We start from the raw sequence: 13,802 nt of genomic DNA on the forward strand, positions 1-13,802 counted from the left end.
GCGCCCCACGGGGCACGCGTAAGGGGCGGTCGCCACGGCGACCGCCCCTTACCGCTGCACCGCTCAGAGGCGCTTCAGCGTGTTCTCCATCAGACGCACCACCGAGGTGTCCGCCACGCCGGCCACCTCGTCGTACGCGAACCAGCGCAGGTCCAGCGACTCGTCGCTGATCTCCGCCGCCGCCCCGGCCGGGGCGATCGCCGCGTACTGCACGTCCAGGTGCCAGTTGCACGGCGCCGGAATCGAATGCCGGTCGAGGCGCACCGGGCCGCCCGGCAGCAGCGTCAGGCCCGCGATGCCGGACTCCTCGGTGCCCTCGCGCAGCGCCGCCGCCGCGACCGTCGCGTCCTCCTGCTCGCAGTGCCCGCCCATCTGCAGCCACATGTTCAGCTTCTTGTGCAGGGTGAGGAGGACCCGGCCCCGCTCGGGGTCGATCACCAGGGCGCTCGCCGTCACGTGCCCGGCCGAGGACGGCTTGTACATGCCGCCCTCACCGTGCGCCGCGAGGTGCTCCAGATAGACGTCACGCAGCTCCGGCTGGTCCGCGTACTCCTTGAGCACCAGGACCGCGTCGTCGTACAGGCTCACTTCTCGGTCTCGTCCTTGCCGTCGTTCGTGCCGTTGCCGTTGCCGTCGCCGTCGTCCTGGCCCGCGTCCTGGGTGCGGCCCCGGGCCGCCTCGCCCAGCATCTTGTCCAGCTCGGAGAAGTCCAGCTGCTCGCGGTGGACGAAGCCGTCCGGGTCGTCCAGGTCGGACGCCGTCGGCAGCATGTCCGGGTGCTCCCACAGGCCGTCCCGGCCGTCCACACCGCGCGCGTCGGTGAGCGAGGCCCACAGCCGCGAGGCGTCCCGCAGCCGGCGCGGACGCAGTTCGAGGCCGATCAGGGTGGCGAAGGTCTGCTCGGCGGGTCCACCGGTCGCCCGGCGCCGGCGCAGCGTCTCGCGCAGCGCGTCCGCCGAGGTCAGCCGGGTCTTCGCGGCCTCGTGCACCACCGCGTCCACCCAGCCCTCGACCAGCGCAAGCGCCGTCTCCAGACGGGCGAGCGCGGCCTTCTGCTCGGGGGTGTCCTCGGGCTGGAACATGCCCTGCTGGAGCGCCTCCTGCAGCTGCTCGGGGTGGGTCGGGTCGAGCTGGCCCACCGCCTCCTCCAGCTTGGAGGTGTCGACCTTGATCCCGCGGGCATAGCCCTCGACCGCGCCGAACAGATGCGAGCGCAGCCACGGCACATGCGCGAAGAGCCGCTGGTGGGCCGCCTCGCGCAGGGCCAGATAGAGCCGGACCTCGTCCTGGGGGACGCCCAGGTCCTTGCCGAAGGCCGCGACGTTCAGCGGCAGCAGCGCCGCCTTGCCGGCCGGGCCCAGCGGCAGGCCGACATCGGTCGAGCCGACGACCTCGCCCGCGAGCACGCCCACGGCCTGGCCGATCTGCTGGCCGAACATGGCGCCGCCCATCGAGCGCATCATGCCGATCAGCGGGCCCGCCATGGCCTGCATCTCCTGCGGCAGCACATCGCCCATCGCCGCGCCGACCCGCTCGGCGACCGGGTCCACCAGCTGCTTCCAGGCCGGCAGGGTCGCCTCGACCCACTCGGCGCGGCTCCACGCCACCGCCGTGCTCGCGCCCGAGGGCAGCGAGGTCGCCTGGTCCAGCCACAGGTCGGCGAGGCGCACCGCCTCCTCGACCGCCGCCTTCTCGGCGGGGCCGACGCTCGCGTCCTTGGTGCCGTCCGGGGTTCCCTGCGCCACGACCTGGCGGGCGATCTGCTTGGCCATGTCCCAGTTGACCGGCCCGCCCTCGTAACTCAGCATCTGGCCGAGCTGCTGGAAGGCCGCCCCCAGGTCCTGGGGGTTCAGCGAACCGAACATCGCCGCGAACGGATTGTCCGCGCCGCCCGGCCCGCCCATGCCGGGCAGCCCGCCGAAGCCGAACGGGTTGCCCCCGCCCTGGCCACCGGACCCCTGGCCACCTCCGGCGGGGTCCTTCTTCTTGCCCTCGTCGCCGTCGTCCGGCTCCTCCGGCGGAAGGCCGAATCCGAATGGGGTGTCGCTCACAGGTTTCCTCGGCTCGTAGGGCCGCCGGCGTGCTGCCGACGGCGGACTCTCACCACCAGCGTAGGCGCTGGCTCGCCGCTCGGACCGGGCCGACCGGCGCGTCCGCGCCCCGACATCCGCACCGGATCCGGGCTCGGTGCTCCGCCGGGCCGTGGCCTGGGGCAGGATGGACGCCACCTGGTACGTACGCGTCATTCGGGTACGTACTGAAGACAACCGCTGGAGACGCCCGGTGAGTTCCCCAGATCCTCAGGTTCGCGGAGCGCGAAACCCCTCAACCCGGTCCGCCGCGCGCGGCCCCGTCGTCGCGGTCACCGGTGCCGCGGCCGGCATCGGTGACCTGCTGACCCGGCGCCTCGCCGCGTCCGAGGAGGTCAAGCAGGTCATCGCGATCGACGAGCGCCGCGGCGAGGTGTCCGAGGCGCAGTGGCACATCCTCGACGTACGCGATCCGGCCATCGCCGAGAAGCTGCGCGGCGCGGACGTGGTCGTGCACCTCGCGGTCGACCTCGACCTGGAGACCGACCCGGCCGCGCGCACCGCGTACAACGTGCGCGGCACCCAGACCGTGCTCACCGCCGCGGCGGCGGCCGGCGTGCACCGGGTGGTGCTGTGCACCTCGGCGATGGTCTACGGCGCGCTGCCCGACAACGACATCCCGCTCTCCGAGGACGCCGAGCTGCGGGCCACCGCCGAGGCCACCGGCGTCGGCGACCTCCTGGAGATCGAGCGGCTCGCCCGGCGCGCCCCGCGCGCCCACCCCGGGCTCCAGGTGACCGTGGTCCGCCCGGCGGTCCTGGTCGGCGGTACGGACACGGCGCTCACCCGCTACTTCGAGTCGCCCCGGCTGCTCGTCGTCGCCGGATCGCGTCCCACCTGGCAGTTCTGCCACGTCGACGACCTGGTCAGCGCGCTCGAGTACGCGGCCCTGGAGAAGGTCGACGGCGAGTTCGCGGTCGGCTGCGACGGCTGGCTGGAGCAGGAGGAGGTCGAGGAGCTGTCCGGCATCCGGCGCATGGAGCTGCCCTCGGCGGTCGCCCTGGGCGCGGCGGCCCGGCTGCACCGGATCGGCCTCACCCCGTCCCCGGCGGGCGACCTCGCGTACACCATGCACCCCTGGGTGGTCAGCGTCGGACGCCTGCACGACGCGGGCTGGCGGCCGCAGTGGACCAACGAGGAGGTGCTGGCCGCGCTCCTGGAGGAGGTGCAGGGCCGGCACACGGTCGCCGGGCGCCGGCTCGGCCGCAAGGACGCGACGGCGGCGGGCGCGGCCGGTGCGACGGTGGCGCTGCTCGGCACGGCGGCCCTGGTGCGGCAGATGCGGAAGCGGCGCGGCCTGTAGGACCCTCCTACGGAGGGTCCGGCCCGCCGGTCGAAAACGCTATTCCGCGCTGTCGGCGGCGTACGGCACGATGGAGGGCATGGCAGACACGCACGCCCACACCCACGCCGGCGACCGCCCCGACCACCCCGGTGAGCGCGTCGCGGACGACCCGATCAAGCTCCTCGCGATCCGGGACGTCCCGCTCTCGCTCGACGAGGTCTTCCGCGCGGTCGGCGACGACGCGGCCGGCGGCACGACCCTCTTCGTGGGCACCGTGCGCAACCACGACGGAGGCGCCGACGTCGACGCGCTCGGCTACTCCTGCCACCCCACCGCCGAGGCCGAGCTGCGCCGCGTCGCCGAGAAGGTCGTCGCGAACCACCCGGTCCGCGCCCTGGCCGCCGTCCACCGGGTGGGTGACCTCCGTGTGGGTGACATCGCGGTCGTCGTCGCCGTCTCCTGTCCCCACCGCGGCGAGGCCTTCGAGGCCTGCCGGATGCTGATCGACGACCTGAAGCACGAGGTCCCGATCTGGAAGCACCAGACGTTTTCCGACGGTACGGAGGAGTGGGTCGGCGCCTGCTGAGAAGCAGGTTCGGGTGCAAGGAGCCACGCCGACGACCCGTAGTCGAACGCCCCGATTTGCGTAACCGGCCCCCGCGCGTGAGCGTTGATTCCGCGGATGAATAATCTGCTGATCAACTCACTGCGGACCATTGGGGATGGGAGGTCGGGATGGCAGCGCTGGCTTGGTTGCTGATTCCGCTTTTCGCCGTCGTCGGCGCGGCGATATGGGGAAGCTGGGCTTCGAGGAACAAGACGATAGGCGACGTCGCCGAGCTCGCGGGCTACGCACGGTTCCGGGACGCCATGGAGCGCGCCCACGCCGTCCCCGCCGACCCCACGACCGCCGCCACCTCCGCTTCGCTGGTGCCCGAACGCGAGGCCGCGCCGGTGACCACCACCGGCTGATCACGTACGGACTGCCCCAGGGGCGCACTCACAGACCGGTCCCGTACTGTCGTTCCATGCCACGCCGCACCGCGACGATGCTCGCCTCCACCCTGGTCCTGATCACGCTGCTCTGCGTCGGCGTCCTCATTCCGGTCCCGTACGCGGAGATGAGCCCCGGCCCGACCGTGAACACCCTCGGTGAAGCCCGCGGAGAACCGGTTCTGCAGATCTCCGGGCGCCAGACCTACCCGACCACCGGTCACCTCAACATGACGACCGTGCGGGTCACCGGCGCGGACTACCGGATGAACGCGGTCGAGGCCGTCTACGGCTGGCTGGCCCACGACAGCGTGATCGTCCCGCACGACACCCTCTACCCGGACGGCAAGACCGAGGAGGAGTCGAGCCAGGAGAACGCCGAGGAGTTCAGCCAGTCCCAGGAGAGCGCCAAGGTCGCCGCCCTCAAGGAGCTGAACATCCCGGTCACCACCCGGGTCGTCGTCGCCACCGTCGTCAAGGGCACCCCCGCCGAGGGCAAGCTGCACGCGGGCGACGTGATCCGCGCCGTGGACGGCACGCCCGTCAAGGAGCCCGGCGACGTCGCCAAGCAGGTCACCAAGCGCAAGCCCGGCCAGGACGTGGTCTTCACGATCGTCCCGGCCAAGGAGGCCGCCGCCGCGGAGAAGGCCCACAAGGAGGCCACCGCCACCCAGCAGGTGGTGATCAAGACCGTGAAGTCGGAGGAGGGCGACCGGGCGATCGTCGGCATCCAGGCCGGCACCGACCACGTCTTCCCGTTCACCATCGACATCAAGCTGGCCGACGTCGGCGGCCCCAGCGCCGGACTCATGTTCGCGCTCGGCATCGTCGACAAGCTCACCCCGGGGCCGCTCACCGACGGCAAGTTCATCGCCGGCACCGGCACCATCGACGACAAGGGCGCGGTCGGCCCGATCGGCGGCATCGAGATGAAGCTGGTCGGCGCGCGCCGGGCGGGCGCCCAGTACTTCCTCACCCCCGCCGACAACTGCGCCGCCGCGGCCTCCGACACCCCCGCCGGCCTCACCCTGATCAAGGTGGACACCATCGACGACGCGACGAAGTCGCTGGAGAAGCTCCGCAAGGGCGACACGAGCTCGCTGCCCAGCTGCTCCAAGAGCTGATCTCCGGGAGCTGATCAGCAAGAGCCGATACGGAAGGGGGCGCCCCGCAGGGCGCCCCCTTCCGCGTACGGCCGTACCGCCGCGGCCTCAGCCCTCGAAGGTCGCGGCCAGCGCGTCCGCGAGCCCCGGCACCAGGTCGGGGCCGGTCAGGACCTCGTTCGGCGAGTCCTTCTCGCGCAGCCGGATCGCGGCCTCCCGGGCCCCGTCCCGCAGCACGGCGACCGTCATCCGGACCTCCTGGCGGTCCGGATGCGCGGCCACCCACTTGGCGAGCTGCTTCTCGCCCATGCCCTGAGGCACCTGGGACTCGGCCGACGGCGGCAGCATCAGCCGCTCCACCGTCAGCGCGCAGCCGGCCACGCCCTCGGGCCAGGCGATGGTGCCGAGGAATTCGTCGAGCGGCTTGCCCTTCGGCAGCTCCTCCTGCTCGATCGGCGTGTAGGTGGTGGTCTGGTCGGCGCCGGCGCCCAGCTGGGAGGAGAGCGAGGGCGCCTGGGCGCGCAGCCGCGCGGTGTCGACCAGGGCGAACAGGCGGGCCGGCCGGTCCCAGCCGAGACCCGAGGCGTACTCGTCGATCTCGAGCACCGCGCGGGTGAGGGGGCTCGCGGCCATCGGGGGGCCGGAGGGGGAAACGTTGGACATGAGCAATATCCTGCCTGGTCTTCTCCCGAAGACGGGAACTAGGTAAAGCCTCAGTAAGTTGCATCAGTGGGCTCTACGATCGCGGAGCCTGCTTATCGACGCATTCGACGCATCAACCTCGAGGGGCGCACGTTGGCTTTCCAGATGCCGGACCGCGGCGGCGGCACAGGTCCTTCCGGGCCGAGGATCAGAGTCGGCCGGCCGTCCCGGCGCGCCCGTACGCTGCTGATGACGCTGGGCGTCCTCGCGGTCCTCGCCATGGCGTTCGTGATGTTCGCCGGGTTCTGGACGGACTGGCTGTGGTTCCGCTCGGTCCACTACTCGTCCGTGTTCACCACCACCCTGTGGACCAAGATCGGCCTGTTCCTGGTGTTCGGCCTGCTGATGGCGCTGGCCGTCGGCCTGAACATCTGGCTGGCGTACCGGCTGCGGCCGCCGCTGAGCGCGATGTCGCTCGAGCAGCAGAGCCTCGACCGGTACCGGATGGGTCTGGCGCCCTTCAAGAAGTGGGTGCTGCTCGCGGTCACCGCCCTGGTCGGCCTGATCGCCGGCGCCTCCGCCTCCGGGCAGTGGCGCACCTGGCTGATGTGGGTGAACGGGGTCTCCTTCGGCGAGAAGGACCCGCAGTTCCAGCTCGACGTGTCGTTCTACGCGTTCGACCTGCCCTGGTACCGCTTCCTGCTCGCCTTCGGCTTCGCGGCCACCGTCCTCTCGCTGATCGCCGCCGCCCTCACCCACTACCTGTACGGCGGGCTGCGGATCACCAGCCCGGGCGCGCGCGCCACCGCCGCCGCGACCGGCCACCTCTCGGTGCTGCTCGGCGTGTTCGTGTCGCTGAAGGCCGTGGCGTACTGGCTCGACCGGTACGGCCTGGCGGTGAAGTCCAGCGACTTCAAGGCCACCGGCAACTGGACCGGTCTGCGTTATGTGGACGCCAACGCGTACCTGCCGGCGAAGACCATCCTCTTCTGCATCGCCGTGATCTGCGCGGTGCTGTTCTTCGCCACGCTGTGGCGGCGCACCTGGCAGCTGCCGGTGATCGGCTTCGGTCTGATGGTGCTCTCGGCGATCCTGATCGGCGGCCTGTACCCGGCCATCGTGCAGAAGTTCCAGGTCCAGCCGAACGAGCAGGCCAAGGAAGCGCCGTACATCCAGAAGAACATCGACGCGACCCGCAAGGCCTACGCGATCGACTCCACCAAGCCCGAGGACTACTCGGGCAAGTCGACGGTCAAGGCGAAGGACCAGCTGCGCACCGACTCGGACACGGCGGCCAGCTATCGCCTGGTCGACCCGAACGTGGTCTCGCCGACCTTCCAGCAGCTGGAGCAGAAGCGGAAGTACTACCAGTTCCCGCTGACCCTGGACGTCGACCGCTACGCGGGCAAGGACACCGTGGTCGGTCTCCGTGAGCTCAACATCAAGGGCATCCCGAAGCGGAACTGGATCAACGACCACTTCACCTACACCCACGGCTACGGCGCCATCATGGCGACCGGCACCCAGACGGACAGCAACGGCTCCCCGGTCTTCACCGAGCAGGGCCTGCCGACGACGGGCATGCTCCCCAAGTACGAGCAGCGCATCTACTACGGCGAGAAGACCGACCAGTACTCCATCGTCGGCGGGCCCCAGAAGGAGCTCGACTACGAGGAGAACGGCGAGAAGACCACCAGCTACCAGGGCGACAGCGGGGTCAGCCTCTTCAGCGCCTTCAACCGGGCGGCGTACGCGGTCGCGTTCAGCGAGCCGCAGATCCTCTACTCGGGGGCCATCGGCGACGGTTCGCGGATCCTCTACAACCGCACCCCCAAGGAGCGGGTCGAGGCCGTCGCGCCGTGGCTGACCATCGACGGCGACGCCTACCCGGCGGTCGTCAACGGCCGGATCCAGTGGATCGTCGACGCCTACACCACCACCAACGGCTACCCGTACGCCTCGCGCACCACCCTCGGCGAGAGCACCGCGGACGCCCTGACGGTCGGTAACCAGCAGCGCGCGGTCGTCGCCCAGCAGAACCAGGTCAACTACATCCGCAACTCGGTGAAGGCCACCGTCGACGCCTACGACGGCACGGTGAACCTCTACCAGTGGGACACCCAGGACCCGGTCCTGAAGACCTGGATGAAGGCGTTCCCCGGCACGGTCAAGGAGCGCTCCGCGATCAAGCCGGACCTGCTCGCCCACCTGCGCTACCCGCAGGACATGTTCAAGGTCCAGCGCGAGCTGCTCACCCGCTACCACGTGCAGGACCCGGCGCAGTTCTACAGCGGCTCGGACGCCTGGCAGGTGCCGGACGACCCGACCAGCAAGGACGGCAACGCGGTCCCGCCGTACTACCTGAGCCTGAAGATGCCCGGGGACACCGCGCAGAAGTTCTCGCTGACGACGACGTTCACGCCGAACGGACGGCCCAACCTGGGCGGGTTCATGGCGGTGGACGCGGACGCCAACAGCAAGGACTACGGCCGGATAAGGCTGCTGAGAGTCGGCGAGAACGTGCCGGGACCCCAGCAGGTGCAGAACAAGCTCAACAGCCTCCCGTCGGTGGCGACCTTCGTGCGTGACATGAAGGGCGCCGACTCCGACATCATCTACGGCAACCTGCTCACGGTCCCGCTGGACGGCGGCTTCCTGTACGTGGAGCCGGTGTACGCGCAGGGCCGCACCGGGCAGTACCCGCTCCTGAAGAAGGTGGCGGTGTCCCATGTGGACACGGACCAGCCGAAGGGCGACACCACCACGGACACCACGGTGTTCGCGGACAACCTGACGGACGCCCTGAACGCGGTCTTCGGGGTCGAGGGCGCCCAGCCGCCGGCCACCCAGCCGCCCGGCACCAAGCCCCCGACGACGCCGACGACTCCGCCGACCAACGACGCCGCCCTCAAGCAGGCCATCGCGGACGCCCAGAAGGCGTACGACGACGGCCAGGCGGCGCTCCAGAAGGGCGACTGGACGGCGTACGGCAAGGCCCAGGAGGCCCTGCAGGACGCCCTCCAGCGCGCGGCCGACGCCGGAGCGAAGCTCCAGCCCAGTCAGCCGGGCCAGCCGGGCAAGCCCGAGCAGTCCGGTCAGCCGGCCCAACCCGGCAGATAATCGGTCAAGGCCCCACCTCGCGTCGTGATACGGTTTCCTTACCGACGCGGGGTGGAGCAGCTCGGTAGCTCGCTGGGCTCATAACCCAGAGGTCGCAGGTTCAAATCCTGTCCCCGCTACTGACGACGAGGGCCCGAATCCATAAGGATTCGGGCCCTCGTCGTGTGTCCGGAGCCACCTCGGGCACGAAGGGCGGTATGGATGGGGGGAGTTGGCGTGAGTCGTGTTTGACTTGTCTCTCTGTGGGCATGTCGACAAAACGCTGAAGTGACCTCACTGGCTGCGATATACCAGGTGTACGCGGGTTGCGGGTGGTGCGACGATGGTATTTATGGGGGACAGGGCAACTCTGTTGGAGACAGGGCGGTTTGTGCAGCGGCATGCCGGAAACGCCGCAGACGAGATCATCGAGGCCGCGGGGGCCGTCGATGCGGCCGTCGACACCACCGCCGACCAGGAGAACGAGGCCGAGACCGAGGCCCGCCACCGCCTTGCCGCCGAGAAGGGCGAGGCCGCGTCGATGAGCGTGCTCGGCGCCCTGCTGCTGCGCCGCGGCGACCTGGACGGCGCCGAGCCCTATCTGCGCGGCGCCACCGGCCAGGGCGACCGTGCCGCCGCCAACAACCTGGGCGTCCTGCTGCACCAGCGCGGCTACCCGGACGAGGCCGCCGGCTGGTGGCGGGTCGCCGCCGTCGCCGGCTCCGCCCCGGCCGCCCACGCCCTCGGCCGCCACCACCGCGAGCGCGGTGACGAGCCCGCCGCCGAGTACTGGCTGCGCCAGGCCGCCGAGCAGGGCCACGCCCTGGGCGCGTACGCCCTTGCCGACCTCCTGGAGCACCGCAGCGACGTCGGCGCCGAGCGCTGGCTGCGCGCCGCCGCCGAGCAGGGCCACCGCGAGGCCGCCTACCGGCTCGCCCTGGCCCTGGAGCGCCGCGCCACCGGCCCGGCCGCCCGCGGCCCGCACGCGTACGACACGGGCGCAGGCGCGGGTACGAGCACGGGCACCGGCCTGCGCGCCGGCGCGCGCCCGGGCGCCGGCACCCGCCCGGCGGCCGACGGGGCCGATGGGGCCGAGGACGGGCTCGGCGAGGCCGAGCAGTGGTTCCGGCAGGCCGCAGCGCGCGGGCACCGGCGGGCCGCCCTGCACCTGGGCGCCATCCTGGAGAAGCGCGGCGACCTCAAGGAGGCCGGCCGCTGGTATCTGACCTCCGCCAAGGACGGCGAGGCCAAGGCCGCCCGCGCGCTCGGCTTCCTGCTGCGCGACGCCGGCGACGAGGAGAGCGCCGCCGTGTGGTGGCTGCGCGCCGCCCAGGACGGCGACGGCAACGCCGCCAACGCGCTCGGCGCGCTGCACGCCGCCCGCGGCGAGCAGCAGACCGCCGAGCGCTGGTACCGCGCCGCCATGGACGCGGGCGACGTCAACGGCGCCTACAACCTCGGGCTGCTCTGCGCCGCCCAGGAGCGCACCCAGCAGGCCGAGCAGTGGTACCGCAGGGCCGCCTACGCCGGGCACCGCGAGGCCGCCAACGCGCTGGCCGTGCTGCTGCTCCAGGCCGGTGACGCGGGCGGCGCCGAGCCGTGGTTCTCCAAGGCCGCCGAGGCCGGCAGCGTCGACGCCGCCTTCAACCTGGGCATCCTCCACGCCGGCCGGGACGACGACCGCACCGCGCTCACCTGGTACGAGCGGGCCGCGGCCGCCGGACACACCGAGGCCGCCCTCCAGGTCGGCATCGCGCACCTGCGCGACGGCGACGAGCAGGCCGCCGAGCGCCATCTGCGCTGCGCGGCCGGCGGCGGCAGCGCCGAGGCCGCCTACCGGCTCGCCACCGTCCTCGACGCGCGCCGCCCGGCCCCCGGGCCGCCGGTCCTCGGCGCGCCGCGCGAGGAGAAGAGCGAGTGCGAGGAGTGGTACGAGCGGGCCGCCCAGCAGGGCCACCGCCGCGCCCAGGTCCGGGTCGGCATGCTCGCCGCCGCGCGCGGCGACGTCGAGGAGGCGGCCCGCTGGTACCGGGAGGCGGCCGAGGCCGGCTCCCGCAACGGCGCCTTCAACCTCGGTCTGCTGCTCGCCCGCGAGGGCGCCGAGCGGGAGGCCGCCCTGTGGTGGACCCGCGCCGCGCACGCCGGGCACGGCCGGGCCGCCCTGCGGCTCGCGCTGCTCGCCGCCCGGCGCGGCGAGCTCACCGAGGGGCGCCGCTGGTGCGACCGCGCGGTCGAGCTCGGCCCGGCCGAGGTGGCCGAGCGGGCGGCCCGGCTCAGCGAGGCGCTGCACCAGGAGCTCACCGCGTAACGGCACCGCGTTAATGGATTTGCGCTGGTGAGGGCCGTCCCGTAAGGTTGGGTTCACCGACGCGGGGTGGAGCAGCTCGGTAGCTCGCTGGGCTCATAACCCAGAGGTCGCAGGTTCAAATCCTGTCCCCGCTACTCAGTAGCACGAAGGCCCGGATCCTCGGATCCGGGCCTTCGTCGTATGCGCCGGCAGCTGTCGCGGGGCACGGAAAAGCCCCGCCCGAAGGCGGGGCTCTCGTGTGTCCGCTGAGAAGCTACGCGGTCGTCGCGCAGCTCGGGCAGATGCCCCGGTAGGTGACCTCGACGTCCGAGATGGTGAAGCCGAAACGCTCGGTGGCCGGCAGATCGGCCAGCGGGTCGCCGGCCGGGTGCACGTCACGGATCGCGCCGCAGCGGGCGCAGACCAGATGCTGGTGCGGTCGGTGGGCGTTCGGGTCGTAGCGCTTGGCGCGCCCGTCCGTGGCCACCTCGATCACCTCGCCCAGCGTGACCATCTCGCCGAGCGTGTTGTAGACGGTCGCACGGGAGATCTCGGGCAGGCGCTCGACGGCCCGGGCGTGGACCTCGTCGGCGGTCAGGTGCACATGGTCCCCGTCGAGCACCTCGGCCACGACACGGCGCTGCGCGGTCATTCGCCAGCCACGGCCGCGCAGTCGTTCCAACAGGTCGCTCATGGGGGTCAGAGTAACAGTCGCCGCCGGCGAGTCCCGAACCGATGTGAGTTCGGACACTCCCTCGACTTGGACAAAATCCAAGTCGAGGGAGTTGTGGCCGAGGGAGCGGGTGTCAGGCGGCGCTGTGCACCGGGAGCCAGCAGCGGATGATGTCGCGGACGGAGACGATGCCGACCGGCCCGTGGTCGTCGAGCACCACGAGATGGCGGAAGCCGCCGCGGGTCATCGCCTCCGCGGCCTCTTCCAGGGTCCAGGTCGGGGCGGCGAAGACCACGTCGCGGGTGGTGTGGGCGTCGCAGGTCTCGTGGTCGGGATTCCGGTCGGTGCCGATGGCGTTGAGGACGTCGCGTTCGGTGAGGATGCCGAATCCGCCGGCGTCGCCGTCCTGGACGACGGCCGCGCCGACGCGGCGCGCCGACATCAGCCGGGCGGCCTGGCGCAGCGTGTGGGCCGGTCCGATGGTGAGGATCACGGTGGTCATGGCGTCACGGACGAGCATGGAGGGAACCACCTCCGGTTCGGAGACTTCGCGTGCGGAGACTTCGAGAACTTTTTCACAAGTTCACAAAGGGGGGATTCTCAGAGTGGCACCGGGGGAGGGGGTCGACAAGGGGGCGCGCGGAGCGCCCCCGGGAGCACGCGAGGGGCGTGTGCCGGGGGCTCGGCGGTGACGGTGGGACGGGTGTGACGGAACGTCAGTCCTGCTGCGGCGGTTCCGTGTTGAGGTAGCTCAGCAGCTCGCCGTGGAGCAGTCCGTTCGACGCCGCCGCGTTGCCGCTGTGCGGGCCGTGCCGCCCGTCGAGCCCGGTGAAGGTGCCGCCGGCCTCCTGCACCACGATCGCCGTGGCCGCCATGTCCCACAGCGACAGCTCCGGCTCGGCGCACAGGTCGACCGAGCCCTCGGCCACCATCATGTACGGCCAGAAGTCGCCGTACGCGCGCGTGCGCCAGACCGCCCGCGTGAGGTCCAGGAAGCCGTCCAGCCGGCCCCGCTCCTCCCAGCCGGTCAGGCTGGAGTACGCGAAGGAGGCGTCCTCAAGGCGCCCGACCTTCGAGACCCCGATCCGGCTCGCCGAGGCCAGGCTGCGGCCGGTGTACGCGCCGAGGCCCTTCGCCGCCCACCAGCGGCGGCCGAGCGCCGGGGCCGAGACGACGCCCACCACCGGCTGGAAACCGGTCTCGCCGGCCTCCATCAGCGCGATCAGGGTCGCCCACACCGGCACCCCGCGCACGTAGTTCTTGGTGCCGTCGATCGGGTCGATCACCCAGCGGCGCGGGCCCGAGCCCTCCACGCCGTACTCCTCGCCGAGGATCGCGTCCCGCGGCCTGGCGCGCTGCAGCTGCCCGCGGATCAGCTCCTCGGCGGCCTTGTCCGCCTCGCTGACCGGGGTCATGTCGGGCTTCGTCTCGACCTTCAGGTCGAGCGCCTGGAACCGGTCCATCGTGGCCGCGTCCGCGGCATCCGCGAGGACATGGGCGAGACGCAGATCGTCGTGGTAATCGGCCATGCTCGAAACTCTATCCCCCGAAGACGCGTCGCCCCGCGGCGGCCCTTGACAGTGCGTGTCCGTCCGTCAACGCTGAGCGCAGAACCGATCCGGCTGGGAGG

General features: G+C 71.8%; 12 protein-coding genes and 2 tRNA genes. 8 read left to right on the forward strand and 6 right to left on the reverse strand.

The genetic code is table 11. The features are described from left to right. Positions 1-63: 63 nt before the first annotated feature. Together JAO84_RS24445 and JAO84_RS24450 are read right to left on the reverse strand one after the other, a co-directional pair. Positions 64-588, reverse strand: coding sequence for an NUDIX hydrolase (locus tag JAO84_RS24445; protein ID WP_370414774.1), 525 nt, complete (start codon positions 586-588; stop codon positions 64-66). Continuing rightward, entirely contained in the window at positions 585-2,051 is a 1,467-nt protein-coding gene (locus tag JAO84_RS24450; RefSeq protein ID WP_370414775.1) for a zinc-dependent metalloprotease, read from the reverse strand. The genes JAO84_RS24445 and JAO84_RS24450 overlap by 4 nt, the downstream gene beginning before the upstream one ends. A 232-nt stretch (positions 2,052-2,283) precedes the next feature. Here JAO84_RS24450 and JAO84_RS24455 point away from each other — a divergent pair, with 232 nt between their 5' ends. The 4 genes from JAO84_RS24455 (at position 2,284) to JAO84_RS24470 (ending at position 5,492) form a co-directional block, all read left to right on the forward strand. Then, positions 2,284-3,393: an SDR family oxidoreductase gene (locus tag JAO84_RS24455; RefSeq protein WP_265866602.1), complete on the forward strand. Its 1,110-nt coding sequence runs from the start codon at positions 2,284-2,286 to the stop codon at positions 3,391-3,393. 79 nt (positions 3,394-3,472) lie between these two features. Then, on the forward strand, positions 3,473-3,961 hold the full coding sequence (locus JAO84_RS24460; protein ID WP_265866601.1) for a molybdenum cofactor biosynthesis protein MoaE: 489 nt from the start codon (positions 3,473-3,475) through the stop codon (positions 3,959-3,961). A gap of 149 nt (positions 3,962-4,110) precedes the next feature. Continuing rightward, positions 4,111-4,347 (forward strand): hypothetical protein, encoded by a 237-nt coding sequence (locus tag JAO84_RS24465; protein WP_370416964.1) that lies wholly within the window; start codon positions 4,111-4,113, stop codon positions 4,345-4,347. A gap of 56 nt (positions 4,348-4,403) precedes the next feature. After that, positions 4,404-5,492: a PDZ domain-containing protein gene (locus JAO84_RS24470; protein ID WP_370414776.1), complete on the forward strand. Its 1,089-nt coding sequence runs from the start codon at positions 4,404-4,406 to the stop codon at positions 5,490-5,492. 87 nt (positions 5,493-5,579) lie between these two features. Here JAO84_RS24470 and JAO84_RS24475 read toward each other — a convergent pair whose 3' ends face one another. After that, positions 5,580-6,134: a PPA1309 family protein gene (locus JAO84_RS24475; RefSeq protein WP_370414777.1), complete on the reverse strand. Its 555-nt coding sequence runs from the start codon at positions 6,132-6,134 to the stop codon at positions 5,580-5,582. Between the two features lie 144 nt (positions 6,135-6,278). Here JAO84_RS24475 and JAO84_RS24480 point away from each other — a divergent pair, with 144 nt between their 5' ends. The 4 genes from JAO84_RS24480 (at position 6,279) to JAO84_RS24495 (ending at position 11,654) form a co-directional block, all read left to right on the forward strand. Next, positions 6,279-9,233: a UPF0182 family protein gene (locus JAO84_RS24480; RefSeq protein WP_370416853.1), complete on the forward strand. Its 2,955-nt coding sequence runs from the start codon at positions 6,279-6,281 to the stop codon at positions 9,231-9,233. 45 nt (positions 9,234-9,278) lie between these two features. Further along, positions 9,279-9,352 (forward strand) — tRNA-Met (locus JAO84_RS24485). A gap of 203 nt (positions 9,353-9,555) precedes the next feature. Then, positions 9,556-11,520 (forward strand): tetratricopeptide repeat protein, encoded by a 1,965-nt coding sequence (locus JAO84_RS24490; protein WP_370414778.1) that lies wholly within the window; start codon positions 9,556-9,558, stop codon positions 11,518-11,520. 60 nt (positions 11,521-11,580) lie between these two features. Then, positions 11,581-11,654: transfer RNA gene (locus tag JAO84_RS24495), tRNA-Met, on the forward strand. 119 nt (positions 11,655-11,773) lie between these two features. On the opposite strand, the gene JAO84_RS24500 is transcribed toward JAO84_RS24495, so the two are convergent. From JAO84_RS24500 to hisN, 3 genes are all read right to left on the reverse strand, one after another. Then, a complete protein-coding gene (locus JAO84_RS24500) occupies positions 11,774-12,193 on the reverse strand; it encodes a Fur family transcriptional regulator (protein ID WP_370414779.1) in 420 nt (139 codons plus the stop codon). Between the two features lie 112 nt (positions 12,194-12,305). After that, positions 12,306-12,692, reverse strand: coding sequence for a cyclic nucleotide-binding/CBS domain-containing protein (locus JAO84_RS24505; protein WP_265866595.1), 387 nt, complete (start codon positions 12,690-12,692; stop codon positions 12,306-12,308). A gap of 196 nt (positions 12,693-12,888) precedes the next feature. Continuing rightward, complete coding sequence (gene hisN, locus JAO84_RS24510; protein WP_370414780.1) at positions 12,889-13,701, reverse strand: histidinol-phosphatase; 813 nt, start codon at positions 13,699-13,701, stop codon at positions 12,889-12,891. Positions 13,702-13,802: the final 101 nt, after the last annotated feature.

Source organism: Streptomyces fradiae, from assembly GCF_041270065.1.
In the GTDB taxonomy this organism is placed as follows: Bacteria; Actinomycetota; Actinomycetes; order Streptomycetales; family Streptomycetaceae; genus Streptomyces.